Raw genomic sequence first — 13257 nt, forward strand, 5'->3', positions numbered from 1 at the left:
TCACTCTCTCTCCATGTTCAGCGGGAAATGACAGGCAAACAGATGATTTTTCGGCCCTGTCAGGCGCGGTGTTTCAATGCATTTACGCTGAGCATACGGGCAACGCGGACCCAGACGGCAGCCAATGGGCAGCGATTCCAGCAGCGGTATCGCGCCAGGCAGAGTATTCAGACGGCTCTTGTGTGGCATTGCGCTGCCAAAATCAGGGATCGCCCTGATCAGCGCCTGCGTGTAGGGATGATGCGGCGTCGTCACCAGGTCTTCACTTGGCGCGGTTTCTACCGTTTGTCCGCAATACATCACGTCAATTTTATCCGCCCACTTGCTCAACATTTGCAGGTCATGGCTGATCAGCAAAATGGTGGTGTTGTTATTCTGGTTCAGACGCGTGAGCAGGCGGAAAATCTGCGCCTGAGTCGTTGGCTCCATCGCGTTCGTCGGTTCGTCCGCAATCAGCAGACGCGGCTGATTGGCCAGGGCGATAGCAATCATCACTTTCTGGCATTCACCGTCGGTCAGTTCGTAGGGGAAACTGCGCATCGCGTCTTTATGGTCTTTGATCCCCACACGATGCAATAGCTCAATGGCACGGCGTTTACGCCAGCCGAAACGCTGCCACCAGCGGCCTTTATAGGTCCAGCCGGGGATATTCTGCATCAGCTGTTTCCCGACGCGCTCGGACGGATCGAGACAGGATTGCGGCTCCTGAAAAATCATCGAGACGTTATGGCCCACCAGTTTACGGCGTTCGCGCGGGGAGAGACGCAACAGATCGATGTCGTCGAAACGCATACGGTCGGCGGTCACCCGCCAGTTGTCCTTCGCCACGCCGCAAATGGCTTTGGCGATTAGACTCTTACCGGAACCCGATTCGCCCACCAGCCCGCGTATTTCGCCCTCTGCGAGCGTAATACTGATGCGATCCACCGCTTTAACCCAGCCTTCGCCCGTTTTAATTTCGATCGTGAGGTTGCGGATATCAAGTAACGGCATTATTGCACCCCCGCATTGATTGCCCGGCGGATCCCGTCGCCAAGCAGGTTAACGAGCAGAACGCTCACCATGATGGCCGCGCCCGGCAGCATGACCGTCCACGGCGCAACGTAAATCAGCTCCAGCGCATCGCCGAGCATTGCGCCCCATTCCGGGGAGGGGAGCTGCGCGCCCAGGTCCAGGAAGCCCAGCGCTGCGATATCCAGAATCGCCATCGACAGGGCGCGGGTGATCTCCGTCACCAGCCCGGCGGCAATGTTAGGCAGCACGGCAAACCACAAAATATTAAACGTGGTGGCGCCATCCAGACGGGCGGCAACGACATACTCTTTCTCCAGTTCGTCGTGAACCAGGCTGTAAACCGATCGCACCATGCGGGGCAGAATGGCCAGCCAGACGGCGAACATCGCATGTGTGAGGTGCGGCCCCGCGAAGGCCACGACGATAATCGCCAGCAACAGCGAAGGAATCGAGAGCAAGGTATCAAGAATATGATTAAGCACGGCAGACCGCAGCCCGTGGGTTGAGCCGGCAAAAATGCCCAGCGCAAGGCCGCATATCGCGGCGGCCAGGGTGACCACGAACGCGCCGCCTACCGTAGGTGCGGCGCCGCTCAGTAAACGACTTAGCACGTCGCGTCCGAGATCATCAGTCCCCAGGAAGAACGAAACCTCCCCGTAACGCGACCACGATGGCGGTAAAAGCTGATAACCAAGGAACTGCTGATCGATGCCATACGGCGCAAACCACGAACCCAAAACACACAGCAACACGAGGCCAATGCAGCCGTAAAAGCCGATCATCGCCGTGGTGTCGCCGTAGAAATTACGCCACACGGTGCGTAGCGCACCAGGCGTGCGCTTTTCGCTGTAGACGTTATCGTAAGGCATACCATTCCTTATGCTTCAACGGGTTGGCCATGGCACCCAAAATATCGGAAACAACGTTAACAATAATAACCAGCGAGCCAATCACCATCACTCCGGCGGAGATCGCAGCGTAATCCTGCTGGCGAATGGCGTTGATCATCCAGCGTCCAAGGCCCGGCCAGCTGAAAACCATCTCGGTGATCATCGCTAGCGTCAGCATGGTTGAGAATTGCAGCCCAAGCCGTGGGATTACCGGCGGCAACGCATTGTGCAGCACATGGCGACGTAGAATCGTCAGGCGAGACAGTCCGCGTGTGGCGGCGGCTTTCACATAGTTTTGATCGAAGACTTCGATAGTGCTGATGCGCATCAGGCGGATCACTTCGGTCGTCGGTGCGACGGCCAGCGTGAGCACTGGCAGCACCATATGGCGCATGGCGCTCACGATCATTTCGTCGCGCCAGACTGAATCGGAAAGCCAGGCGTCAACGATGGCGAAGCCGCTCACCGTTTGCACGTTATATAGCAGGTCGAAACGGCCAGACACCGGAAGCCAGCCTAACGTCAGTGAGAAGAAGAGGGTAAGCAGCAGCGCCAGCCAGAAAACAGGGATGGAAAAGCCAATTAAGGCAAGCGCGCTGATGAATTTATCCTGCCATTTATTGCGATAAATTCCCGCCAGCATCCCCACCGGGATCCCCACCATGAGGGCAAAGCCAAAGGCGAGTATACACAGCTCCATGGTGGCCGGGAAAACCATCTTCAGCTGCTCAGAGATGAGCTGTCCGTTGATGCTGGACACGCCAAAATCCCAGTGCAACAGGCCGTTAAACCAGAACAGCCAGGCGTCCCAGAGGGATGAGCCCTGAAGCGGGGCGTGCGGCGTAAAGTAGCTAAGGCTAAAGCCGACAAAGGTCAGGAAGAACAGGGTGACCAGCAGTAACAGCAGCCGCCGCAAGGTAAATATAATCATGGTTTTTTTACCTCTTGTTCTTTCTCACGAGTCACGCCCGCGAAGGAGGCGTTACCAAACGGGCTGAGTACCAGCCCTTTTATATCGTAACGGTAGGCCTGAAGGCGCAGGGAAGAGGCAAGCGGCAACACGGGAAGCTCTCTGGCCAGAATATTTTGCGCTTCATCGTAGGCCTCAATGCGTGAAGCAAGCTGTTGAGATGAGAGGGCTTTTTGCAGCACAGCATCAAATTCCCGGTTACACCAGTGCGCGTAGTTGGTCTGGGAGTTGATCGCCGCACAGCTCAGCAGCGGACGGAAGAAGCTGTCCGGGTCGTTACTGTCGGTAGACCAGCCAGCCAGCGTTAAGTCGTGATTCATGTCCATCAGACGCGCCTCCTGGAAACGGCCTTCGACAGGAACGATGATCACCTTCACGCCCACCTGGGCCATATCTGCCTGCAACAGTTCGGCGGTTTTCAGCGGGCTAGGGTTCCACGCCTGAGAGCTGGTGGGTACCCACAGCTGAAGCGTCAGGTTTTCTGCCCCCAGTGCTTTAAGCTGTTCGCGCGCTTTCGCCGGATTATATTCCGTGATCTTCGCCTCGCCGTCATAGGCCCAGGAGGCGCGGGGCAGAATAGAGGCGGCAGTTTCCGCGGTGCCGTAATAAATCGACTGCATCAGACGCTGATTGTTGATCGCTAACGCCAGCGCATGGCGCACGGCCGGATTATTCAGCGGTGGCTTATCGGTGTTAAACGCCAGATAGGCGATGTTCATTCCCGGGCGTAGGGTCAGGCGCAGGCGGGGGTCGTCGCGCAAAATAGTCAACTGGCTGGCCGCAGGCCACGCAAGGACGTCGCACTCACCGGTCAGCAGTTTGGAGAGGCGGCCTGTTCCACCTGAACCCAGATCGACAATAACCTGCGGCATCAGCGGTTTGCCGCGCCAGAAATGATCGTGTCGTTGCAGGCGAATGTATTGTCCGGCGCGGTACTCAGCTAACTGGAAGGGTCCTGTGCCCACAGGCTCACGATCGAGACGTTCCTGACGATCCTTTTTCGTCAGCTGATCCGCGTATTCGGCTGACATGACGGACGCGTAGTGCGTCGCCAGGTGCCAGAGGAATGAGGCGTCCGGGCGCGTCAGGCGAAACTCAACCGTGCGGTTATCCAGCTTACGAACGCTTTTGACCGTGTCCGCGAATTGCAGACTGTCGAAGTAGGGGAAGTTTCCGCCGTTGACGTTATGCCACGGATGGTTGCGGTTAAAGATGCGCTGGAAGGTGAAAACCACGTCATCCGCGTTGAGCTTTCGGGTTGGGGTAAACCACGGGGTGTGCTGAAAAGCCACATCATCGCGTAGACGGAAGCGGTACGTGGCGCCGTTATCAAGCACTTCCCAACTTTCAGCAAGCTCTGGAACCAGCCGATAGGTATAAGGATCGACGTCGAGCAGGCGATCGTAAATCTGTGCGGCCAGCGTATCAACAATCACGCCGCTCCCCGCCTTTTGCGGGTTAAAGGTATCAACTTGCCCGCTGACGCAATAGACGAAACCACTATCACGAATATCAGGAGGCGCAGTGCGATCGGGCGCAGCAAAGGCCAGATTGCTGAACAGACCGAGTGCAAACAGGGATGATAAAACCAGGCGCATAGTTTTTAAGGTTTTTAGATTCGATCTGCAAAGTGTATCGCACTTACGCCTGCTTCGTAAAAATGTCTGCGGGTAAGTGCTGATAATGTCAGCGCATTTGATGTTTTTTGAGCAATGCCCTTAACTGATGGTAGGTCAGACCCAGCAGTTCAGCTGCCCGTTTCTGGTTATATTTCGCCTCTTTCAGGCTCCGTTCCAGCAGTTGCTGCTCCTGCTGATGCTGGAACTGGCGTAAATCGAGCGGCAACGCCGGATCATGCTGGCGCGCCTCCGGAGCAAGGGGCTGTTTAACCTCGCGCCGAAACGGATCGAGAATAATGTTGTCCAGTTCGGTCTCGCTGCTGCCATGACGGTAAACAGACCGTTCCACCACGTTTTTCAGTTCACGGATATTCCCCGGCCAGTGGTAACCGAGCAGGGTCTCGGTGGCCTGTTCGCTGAAGCCCGGAAAGAGCGGCAGGCCCAGTTCCCGGCACATCTGAATGGCAAATTGATCGGCCAGCAGCATGATATCGCTGCGCCGCTCACGCAGCGGCGGCAACTGGACGACATCGAAAGCCAGCCGGTCCAGAAGGTCGGCACGGAATTTATCTTCTGCCACCATCGCGGGCAGATCGGCGTTAGTGGCGCACACCAGGCGAACGTTAACCTGAAGCGGCTGACTTCCGCCAACGCGTTCCAGTTCGCCATATTCAATGACGCGCAGCAGCTTTTCCTGCACCAGCATTGGCGCGGTCGCCAGCTCGTCGAGAAAGAGCGTTCCGCCGTCGGCACGTTCAAAACGACCGGGGTGCCGTTTTTGTGCGCCAGTAAACGCGCCGGCTTCATGACCGAAAAGCTCCGTGTCGAGCAGATTTTCATTCAGCGCCGCGCAGTTGAGCGAAATAAAAGGCCCGTCCCAGCGGCCAGACAGAAAGTGCAGACGGTTAGCGATAAGTTCTTTACCCGTTCCGCGCTCACCGATAATGAGCACCGGTTTATTCAGCGGCGCCAGGCGCGATACCTGCTCAAGCACTTCCAGGAAGCTGTTTGCCTCGCCAAGCAAATTGTCTTTATATTCAGCCATGATGAAATTAACCACTCCTTAGTGATATTCACCAGGTGAGAATAGCCGCTGGATGGATAAATATCAATCACACCCAGTAAAATCAATAAGATAAAAAGTTGGCATGGGATTTGTATTAACTACTCAGCAGGGCATCGCCCGATAACAGAACTATGAGGATTGAATTATGGGTATTTTTTCTCGTTTTGCCGACATCGTGAACGCCAACATCAACTCGCTGCTGGAGAAAGCAGAAGATCCGCAGAAGCTGGTGCGCCTGATGATTCAGGAGATGGAAGACACGCTGGTTGAAGTACGCTCCACCTCCGCCCGCGCGCTGGCAGAGAAGAAGCAGTTAACGCGTCGTATCGAGCAGGCGACTGCCCAGCTTAACGAGTGGCAGGAAAAAGCTGAACTGGCGCTGCGCAAAGATAAAGAAGATCTGGCCCGCGCTGCGCTGATTGAGAAGCAGAAGCTGACCGACATGGTGGCCACGCTGGAACATGAAGTGACGCTGGTGGATGATACTCTGACGCGTATGAAGAAAGAGATTGGTGAGCTTGAAAACAAACTCAGCGAAACCCGTGCACGTCAACAGGCGCTGGCGCTGCGCCACCAGGCTGCAAGTTCGTCCCGCGACGTGCGTCGCCAGCTGGACAGCGGCAAACTGGATGAAGCGATGGCGCGTTTCGAATCGTTCGAACGTCGTATCGACCACATGGAAGCGGAAGCCGAAAGCCACAGCATCGGTAAGCAGAAAACCCTGGATCAGCAGTTTGCTGACCTGAAAGCCGATGATGAAATTAGCGAGCAGCTGGCGGCGCTGAAAGCCAAAATGAAGCAAGACAACCAATAATAAATCCTGCGGCACCTGAGCGTGCCGCATCGCAAGACAAGGAGTACACATGAGCGCGCTTTTTCTGGCAATACCCCTGACAATTTTCGTGCTGTTTGTTCTGCCCATCTGGTTATGGCTGCACTACAGCAACCGCTCTTCTCGCGGGGAGCTGTCGCAAAGCGAGCAACAGCGGCTAGCGCAGCTCTCTTCTGAGGCAAACAAAATGCGCGAACGTATTCAGGCGCTGGAAGCCATCCTGGATGCGGAACACCCGAACTGGAGGGAGCGTTAATGGCTGGACTAAATCTGAATAAAAAACTGTGGCGCATCCCGCAGCAGGGCATGGTTCGGGGCGTTTGCGCCGGGCTGGCACACTATCTGGATGTCCCGGTAAAACTGGTACGTGTGGTCACTGTATTGTCGATTTTCTTTGGCCTGGCCTTTATTACACTGGTGGCTTACATCATTCTGTCGTTTGTACTTGATCCGATGCCGGAAGGTGAGCTGGATGCGGAAAACACGCCAACCAGCAGCGATCTTCTTAACGCGGTGGATGAACAGCTGAGCGCAGGGGAGAAGCGATTGCGCGAGATGGAACGTTATGTCACCTCCGATACCTTTACGCTGAGAAGTCGTTTCCGTCAGCTTTAAGAGAGAACTTACATGAAACAAAACTGGCAACAGGCCGGTCAGAAGGTAAAACCCGGCCTGAAAATCGCAGGTAAACTGGTTCTGATGACGGCGTTACGTTATGGTCCGGCTGGTGTGGCGGGCTGGGCGATCAAGTCTGTTGCCCGTAAGCCGGTCAGAATGTTGCTGGCGGTCGCCCTGGAGCCGCTGTTACAAAAACTGGCAAAACGCGTTTCACGTCGCTACTTTTCACGCTAATCCCGCTCATATAAGCCCTTTCTCGCGCTGAGAGAGGGCATGAATTCCCCCTCTGCTTTTTCTCTTTCTTTGCGGCAGCTCACATTACTGCATTGCGCTGCTTTGAGAATGCCTTTTTCAGCCCCCAGGTCCGTTGACAGATATTTTTCATGGGAGTAGATTGCCACTCCGTGGGACCGCTACCATGGAAAATAATGTGAACGCAAAAATTAAATACCTTATCAATCATATTTACGGTGAATCATTTTCAGATGCACACCTTGACGTGTTATTAACTAAGCTTCAACAGGCGGCGGTTAATATTACGGAGAAGCGTAAGTCAGGCTGGGATGAAAAAGATGTTGTTCTGATTACCTATGCCGATCAGATCTCCGCGAAAGGGGAGAAAGCATTGCCGGTATTTACCCGGTTCTATAATGAGTGGCTTTCTCGTACTTTTTCTCATGTCCATCTTTTACCTTTCTATCCTTGGTCATCAGATGATGGTTTTTCCGTTATTGATTATCATACCGTTGCACCTGAAACGGGAAACTGGCGCGATGTCGCGGAATTAAAACAGTCAGCCAGCTTAATGTTTGATTTCGTTTGCAATCATATGTCAGCGAAAAGCGAATGGTTTGAGAATTATCTGGCGCAGAAGCCTGGTTATGAAGATTTCTTTATTTCTGTCGACCCGGAAACCGATTTATCCGCGGTGACGCGCCCACGCGCTTTACCGCTGTTGACGCCGTTTACGCTTAATGATGGTAGCGTTCGTCATTTATGGACTACATTCAGCGATGACCAGATCGATCTCAATTTCGCCTCGCCGCAGGTACTGATTGCAATGGTTGACGTTCTGCTCCATTACCTCATGGAAGGGGCGCGTTATATTCGTCTGGATGCGGTCGGGTTTATGTGGAAAATCCCGGGAACAACCTGCATCCATCTGGAACAAACCCATTGCCTTATTCAGCTGTTCCGCGCCATTACGGACGCCGTGGCACCTGGAACGGTGATCATTACTGAGACAAATGTTCCGCACAAAGACAACATCTCTTACTTCGGTGATGGTGAAAACGAAGCCCAGATGGTCTATCAGTTTTCCTTACCTCCGCTGGTGCTGCATGCCGTTCATCGTCAGGATGTGAAAGCACTTCGCCAATGGGCGGGGTCGCTGGCACTGCCTTCTTCACACACTACATGGTTTAATTTCCTGGCCTCGCATGATGGTATCGGTTTGAATCCGCTGCGCGGCATTCTTCCGGAATCAGAGATCCTCTCGTTGGTCGAAAATCTTCAGCAGGAAGGCGCGCTGGTCAACTGGAAAAATAATCCTGACGGAACGCGAAGCCCTTATGAAATTAATGTCACCTATCTTGATGCGTTAAGTTTACAAGACAGTTCAGATGAGGAACGTATTGCACGGTTCCTCCTCGCGCATGCTGTGTTGTTAAGTTTCCCAGGCGTCCCGGCTGTTTATATTCAGAGCATTCTTGGTTCGCGGAACGATTATGAAGGCGTCGAACACCTCGGATATAACCGCGCGATTAACCGGAAAAAATACACGGCGGGGCAGCTTGATAGCGAACTGAATAATAAGAAGAGTATTCGTTATCAAATTTATTCTCGTTTGAGTGAGCTTATCGCTATTCGTCGCGGCGAGAGGGCGTTCCATCCGGATAGTCAGGCTGCTTTCGACGCAGTGGGTAAACAAATTCTTAAAATTATTCGTGTTGCTGAAAATGGCGAGCGAATTACAGCATTATTTAATTTTAGCAATAAAATGCAGACCGTTTATGAACAAACGCTTTCTGGTAAGGAGTTATTATCAGGACAGGATATTAGCGGTACGGAGCTGATCCTCAATCCATGGCAGGTAATGTGGATTAAAGAAAACTAAAAAGGACTCTAAAATGAAAATGCCAAAAATTGTGCTGTTATCAGCACTGGTTTCGTGCGCCCTGTTATCAGGCTGTAAGGACGATAAAGCATCTCAGGTCACCATTGAGTTTATGCACTCGTCGGTAGAACAGGAGCGTCAGGCCGTTATCACGAAATTGATTGAAAAATTCGAGAAAGAGAACCCGTCGATTACGGTGAAGCAGGTACCCGTTGAAGAAGATGCCTACAACACCAAGGTAATTACCCTGGCTCGTACCGGTGCGCTGCCGGAGGTGATTGAGATCAGCCATGACTACGCCAAAGTCATGGATAAAGAGCAGCTACTGGATCGTGACGCCATCGGCCGCGCCATCAAGGCGGTGGGCGAGGAGACATTTTACGACGGCATTTTACGCGTGGTTCGCACGGAAGATGGCAACGCATGGACGGGGGTGCCGGTTAGCGCCTGGCTGTCCGGCGTCTGGTATCACAAAGATGCGCTCGCGGCAGCGGGGATCGAGGAACCGCACAACTGGGAACAACTGCTGAAAGCCAGTCAGGCGCTCAACGATCCGGCTAAAAAACATTACGGTATCGCGCTTCCAACCGCAGAAAGCGTCATGACGGAGCAGGCTTTCTCGCAGTTTGCTTTGTCTGGAGGGGCTAACGTCTTTGATGCAAACGGCAGCGTGAAAATCGATACCCCTGAGATGTCGAAAGCGCTGGAGTTTTATAGGGCACTGGCCGCGAACACCATGCCGGGCTCGAATGATGTCATGGAGATCAAAGACGCCTTCATGAACGGTTCTGCGCCTATGGCCGTTTACTCTACCTATATCCTGCCCGCGGTCTTCAAAGATGGCAATCCGGCCAACCTGGGGTTCGTGGTCCCGACGGAAAAATCATCAGCCGTGTACGGCATGATCACTTCGTTGACGATCACTACCGGCCAGACCGAAGAGGAAACGCAGGCCGCCGAGAAATTTGTCACCTGGATGGAGCAGGCTCAGAACGCCTCTGATTGGGTCATGATGTCTCCGGGCGCCGCGCTACCGGTCAATAAACTCGTAGTGGGCACAGATTCCTGGAAAAACAACGACGTTATCAAGGCCTTTGGTCAACTGCCTTACGAGCTGATTGCGCAGTTCCCGAACGTCCAGGTGTTTGGTGCCGTGGGCGACAAGAACTTTACCCGCATGGGAGATGTTACCGGGTCCGGCATTATCAGTTCCATGGTGCATAACGTGACGGTGGGACAAAAAGATCTCAATGCGACGTTAAGCAACAGCCAGAAGAAACTGACTGACCTGATATCACAACGATAGGAGCGCTTTGCGAAGGGAATTATGAAGACGTTGTTTTCTGGTCGTTCAGATATGCCTTTCGCCATGCTGCTGTTGGCCCCCAGCCTGATTTTGCTGGGGGGCCTAGTGGCCTGGCCAATGATTTCTAACATTGAAATCAGTTTTTTACGTTTACCGCTGAATCCGCGTATTGATGCGGTGTTCGTCGGTCTGGATAACTACATTCGCATCCTGGGCGATGCTGCGTTCTGGCACTCCCTGTGGATGACGTTCTGGTATACGGCGCTGGTGGTGATCGGCAGCACCGGACTGGGGCTGGCCGTAGCGATCTTCTTTAACCGTGAATTCCGCATGCGGAAAACGGCACGTTCACTGGTGATACTGTCCTATGTGACGCCGTCTATTTCACTGGTATTTGCCTGGAAATACATGTTCAACAACGGCTACGGAATTGTGAACTATCTTGGCGTTGATCTGCTGCATCTCTACGATCAGGCGCCGCTGTGGTTCGATAACCCTGGCAGCAGTTTTGTCCTGGTCGTGCTGTTCGCCATCTGGCGTTACTTCCCGTATGCCTTTATCTCGTTCCTCGCGATTCTACAGACCATTGATAAATCCTTGTACGAAGCGGCAGAGATGGACGGGGCGAATGCCTGGCAGCGTTTTCGTATCGTGACGTTGCCCGCCATCATGCCGGTGCTGGCCACGGTGGTCACGCTGCGCACCATCTGGATGTTCTACATGTTTGCGGATGTTTATCTGCTCACCACCAAGGTCGACATTCTGGGCGTATATCTCTACAAAACCGCCTTTGCGTTCAATGACCTGGGTAAAGCAGCCGCCATTTCCGTTGTGCTGTTTGTGATCATATTCGCTGTCATTCTGCTGACCAGAAAAAGGGTAAACCTCAATGGCAACAAATAAACGCGTTCTGGGCCGTATCGGTTTTTATCTGGGACTGGCGGTATTCCTGATTATCACGCTGTTTCCGTTTTTTGTGATGCTGATGACATCGTTCAAAAGCGCGAAAGAGGCGATCTCACTGCACCCGACTATCCTGCCGCAGGAGTGGACGTTACAGCACTACATCGACATCTTTAACCCGCTGATTTTCCCGTTTGTGGATTATTTCCGTAACAGCATGGTGGTGTCGCTGACCTCCTCGGTCATTGCGGTGTTTCTCGGTACGCTGGGCGCTTATGCGTTATCCAAACTGCGCTTTAAAGGGCGCACGACGATCAATGCGAGCTTCTACACCGTCTATATGTTCTCCGGGATCCTGCTGGTAGTGCCGCTGTTCAAAATCATCACCGCGCTCGGCATTTATGACACCGAGCTGGCGCTGATCATCACCATGGTGACGCAGACGTTGCCGACTGCGGTCTTTATGCTGCGCAGCTATTTCGACACTATCCCGGATGAGATAGAAGAAGCCGCGATGATGGACGGCCTGAACCGCCTGCAAATCATCTTCCGCATCACCGTGCCGCTGGCGATCTCGGGTCTGGTGTCAGTCTTCGTTTACTGCTTCATGGTGGCGTGGAATGACTACCTGTTCGCCTCCATTTTCCTGTCCAGCGCCAGCAACTTCACGTTGCCGGTGGGGCTGAACACGCTCTTCAGTACGCCAGATTACATCTGGGGTCGCATGATGGCGGCATCGCTGGTGACCGCACTGCCCGTTGTCATTATGTATGCCCTGTCTGAACGTTTTATTAAAAGTGGTTTGACCGCCGGCGGCGTAAAGGGCTGAGGCGGCCGATTTTAACAAGGAGTGAGTCATGAAAAAATTAGTTGCGACAGCGCCTCGTGTAGCGGCGCTGGTGGAATACGAAGATCGTCCTGTTGCAGCACATGAAGTGAAGATTCGTGCCCGTTATGGCGCCCCGAAACACGGCACCGAAGTTGTGGATTTCCGCGCGGCAAGCCCGTTCATTGATGAAGAGTTTAACGCCGAGTGGCAGATGTTTACCCCACGTGAAGAGGGGGCAGCACGCGGCATCGAATTTGGTAAATTCCAGCTGGGAAACATGATCGTCGGCGACATCATCGAATGTGGTGCGGACGTAACGGAATACCAGATCGGCGACAGCGTTTGCTGCTACGGTCCATTGCAGGAAACGGTCATCGTCAACGCGGTGAACAACTATAAGCTGCGCAAAATGCCGCAGGGCGCATCCTGGAAAACGCCGTTTGTTACGATCCGGCTCAGTTCGCCATGAGCGGCGTGCGTGATGCTAACGTCCGCGTAGGGGATTTCGTTGTAGTTGTCGGGCTGGGCGCTATTGGCCAGATTGCGATTCAGCTGGCGAAAAAAGCTGGCGCGTCAGTGGTTATTGGTGTCGATCCTATTGAACATCGCTGTGAGATCGCCCGCCGTCACGGTGCAGACCACTGCCTGAACCCAATCGGTACCGATGTCGGTCTTGAAATTAAGAAACTGACCGGCAAGCAGGGCGCGGATGTGATCATCGAAACCAGCGGCTTTGCAGATGCGCTGCAATCTGCGCTGCGCGGACTCGCCTACGGCGGCACGATCTCTTACGTGGCTTTCGCCAAACCTTTTGCGGCAGGCTTCAACCTGGGCCGCGAAGCACACTTCAACAACGCGAAGATTGTCTTCTCCCGCGCATGCAGTGAACCCAACCCGGATTATCCACGCTGGAGTCGCAAGCGTATTGAAGAGACCTGCTGGGAATTGCTGATGAACGGTTATCTCAATTGTGAAGATCTGATCGACCCGGTCGTCACCTTCACCACCAGCCCGGAAAGCTACATGAAGTATGTCGATCAGCACCCGGAACTCAGTATCAAAATGGGCGTTACTTTTTAAGCTAAGGACAGCAA

13 protein-coding genes and 1 pseudogene are annotated in these 13257 nt (G+C 53.7%); 9 read left to right on the forward strand and 5 right to left on the reverse strand.

Going from position 1 to position 13257, the window contains the following annotated elements:
- From sapD to pspF, 5 genes are all read right to left on the reverse strand, one after another.
- Positions 1 to 993, reverse strand: a complete 993-nt coding sequence (sapD, locus tag L350_RS18080; protein WP_003856840.1) for a putrescine export ABC transporter ATP-binding protein SapD — start codon at positions 991 to 993, stop codon at positions 1 to 3.
- Positions 993 to 1883 carry a putrescine export ABC transporter permease SapC gene (sapC, locus tag L350_RS18075; protein ID WP_003856843.1) on the reverse strand — a complete coding sequence of 297 codons (891 nt, stop codon included), beginning with the start codon at positions 1881 to 1883 and terminating at the stop codon, positions 993 to 995. The genes sapD and sapC overlap by 1 nt, the downstream gene beginning before the upstream one ends.
- Complete coding sequence (gene sapB, locus L350_RS18070) at positions 1870 to 2835, reverse strand: putrescine export ABC transporter permease SapB (protein WP_023306382.1); 966 nt, start codon at positions 2833 to 2835, stop codon at positions 1870 to 1872. The genes sapC and sapB overlap by 14 nt, the downstream gene beginning before the upstream one ends.
- Positions 2832 to 4472: an ABC transporter substrate-binding protein SapA gene (gene sapA / locus L350_RS18065; protein ID WP_022648307.1), complete on the reverse strand. Its 1641-nt coding sequence runs from the start codon at positions 4470 to 4472 to the stop codon at positions 2832 to 2834. The genes sapB and sapA overlap by 4 nt, the downstream gene beginning before the upstream one ends.
- An 88-nt stretch (positions 4473 to 4560) precedes the next feature.
- The gene (gene pspF / locus L350_RS18060; protein WP_162790856.1) at positions 4561 to 5553 is read right to left on the reverse strand and encodes a phage shock protein operon transcriptional activator; all 993 of its coding nucleotides are present in this window, start codon (positions 5551 to 5553) and stop codon (positions 4561 to 4563) included.
- Positions 5554 to 5704: 151 nt separating this feature from the next.
- Here pspF and pspA point away from each other — a divergent pair, with 151 nt between their 5' ends.
- From pspA to L350_RS0122205, 9 genes and pseudogenes are all read left to right on the forward strand, one after another.
- Positions 5705 to 6373, forward strand: a complete 669-nt coding sequence (gene pspA, locus L350_RS18055; RefSeq protein ID WP_022651342.1) for a phage shock protein PspA — start codon at positions 5705 to 5707, stop codon at positions 6371 to 6373.
- Between the two features lie 49 nt (positions 6374 to 6422).
- Entirely contained in the window at positions 6423 to 6647 is a 225-nt protein-coding gene (gene pspB / locus L350_RS18050) for an envelope stress response membrane protein PspB (RefSeq protein ID WP_022648304.1), read from the forward strand.
- Positions 6647 to 7006 carry an envelope stress response membrane protein PspC gene (gene pspC / locus L350_RS18045; protein ID WP_006810819.1) on the forward strand — a complete coding sequence of 120 codons (360 nt, stop codon included), beginning with the start codon at positions 6647 to 6649 and terminating at the stop codon, positions 7004 to 7006. The genes pspB and pspC overlap by 1 nt, the downstream gene beginning before the upstream one ends.
- A gap of 12 nt (positions 7007 to 7018) precedes the next feature.
- Positions 7019 to 7243 carry a phage shock protein PspD gene (gene pspD / locus L350_RS18040; protein ID WP_006810818.1) on the forward strand — a complete coding sequence of 75 codons (225 nt, stop codon included), beginning with the start codon at positions 7019 to 7021 and terminating at the stop codon, positions 7241 to 7243.
- A 184-nt stretch (positions 7244 to 7427) separates the two neighbouring features.
- On the forward strand, positions 7428 to 9125 hold the full coding sequence (locus L350_RS18035; protein WP_032624138.1) for a sugar phosphorylase: 1698 nt from the start codon (positions 7428 to 7430) through the stop codon (positions 9123 to 9125).
- A gap of 13 nt (positions 9126 to 9138) precedes the next feature.
- Positions 9139 to 10431 carry an ABC transporter substrate-binding protein gene (locus L350_RS18030; protein ID WP_032624139.1) on the forward strand — a complete coding sequence of 431 codons (1293 nt, stop codon included), beginning with the start codon at positions 9139 to 9141 and terminating at the stop codon, positions 10429 to 10431.
- Positions 10432 to 10452: 21 nt separating this feature from the next.
- On the forward strand, positions 10453 to 11334 hold the full coding sequence (locus tag L350_RS18025) for a carbohydrate ABC transporter permease (protein ID WP_022648300.1): 882 nt from the start codon (positions 10453 to 10455) through the stop codon (positions 11332 to 11334).
- Positions 11321 to 12163, forward strand: coding sequence for a carbohydrate ABC transporter permease (locus tag L350_RS18020; RefSeq protein WP_003856865.1), 843 nt, complete (start codon positions 11321 to 11323; stop codon positions 12161 to 12163). The genes L350_RS18025 and L350_RS18020 overlap by 14 nt, the downstream gene beginning before the upstream one ends.
- Before the next feature lie 28 nt (positions 12164 to 12191).
- Positions 12192 to 13243, forward strand: a pseudogene (locus L350_RS0122205) (zinc-dependent alcohol dehydrogenase).
- The last annotated feature ends 14 nt before the right edge of the window (positions 13244 to 13257 follow it).

The organism is Enterobacter sp. MGH 4, from assembly GCF_000534735.1.
Lineage (GTDB): Bacteria > Pseudomonadota > Gammaproteobacteria > Enterobacterales > Enterobacteriaceae > Enterobacter > Enterobacter intestinihominis.

Bases quoted from the DNA above. Each gene is read 5' to 3' on its own strand.
- sapD (WP_003856840.1), bottom strand. From the start codon at position 993: ATGCCGTTACTTGATATCCGCAACCTCACGATCGAAATTAAAACGGGC.
- sapC (WP_003856843.1), bottom strand. From the start codon at position 1,883: ATGCCTTACGATAACGTCTACAGCGAAAAGCGCACGCCTGGTGCGCTA.
- sapB (WP_023306382.1), bottom strand. From the start codon at position 2,835: ATGATTATATTTACCTTGCGGCGGCTGCTGTTACTGCTGGTCACCCTG.
- sapA (WP_022648307.1), bottom strand. From the start codon at position 4,472: ATGCGCCTGGTTTTATCATCCCTGTTTGCACTCGGTCTGTTCAGCAAT.
- pspA (WP_022651342.1), top strand. From the start codon at position 5,705: ATGGGTATTTTTTCTCGTTTTGCCGACATCGTGAACGCCAACATCAAC.
- pspB (WP_022648304.1), top strand. From the start codon at position 6,423: ATGAGCGCGCTTTTTCTGGCAATACCCCTGACAATTTTCGTGCTGTTT.
- pspC (WP_006810819.1), top strand. From the start codon at position 6,647: ATGGCTGGACTAAATCTGAATAAAAAACTGTGGCGCATCCCGCAGCAG.
- pspD (WP_006810818.1), top strand. From the start codon at position 7,019: ATGAAACAAAACTGGCAACAGGCCGGTCAGAAGGTAAAACCCGGCCTG.
- L350_RS18035 (WP_032624138.1), top strand. From the start codon at position 7,428: ATGGAAAATAATGTGAACGCAAAAATTAAATACCTTATCAATCATATT.
- L350_RS18030 (WP_032624139.1), top strand. From the start codon at position 9,139: ATGAAAATGCCAAAAATTGTGCTGTTATCAGCACTGGTTTCGTGCGCC.
- L350_RS18025 (WP_022648300.1), top strand. From the start codon at position 10,453: ATGAAGACGTTGTTTTCTGGTCGTTCAGATATGCCTTTCGCCATGCTG.
- L350_RS18020 (WP_003856865.1), top strand. From the start codon at position 11,321: ATGGCAACAAATAAACGCGTTCTGGGCCGTATCGGTTTTTATCTGGGA.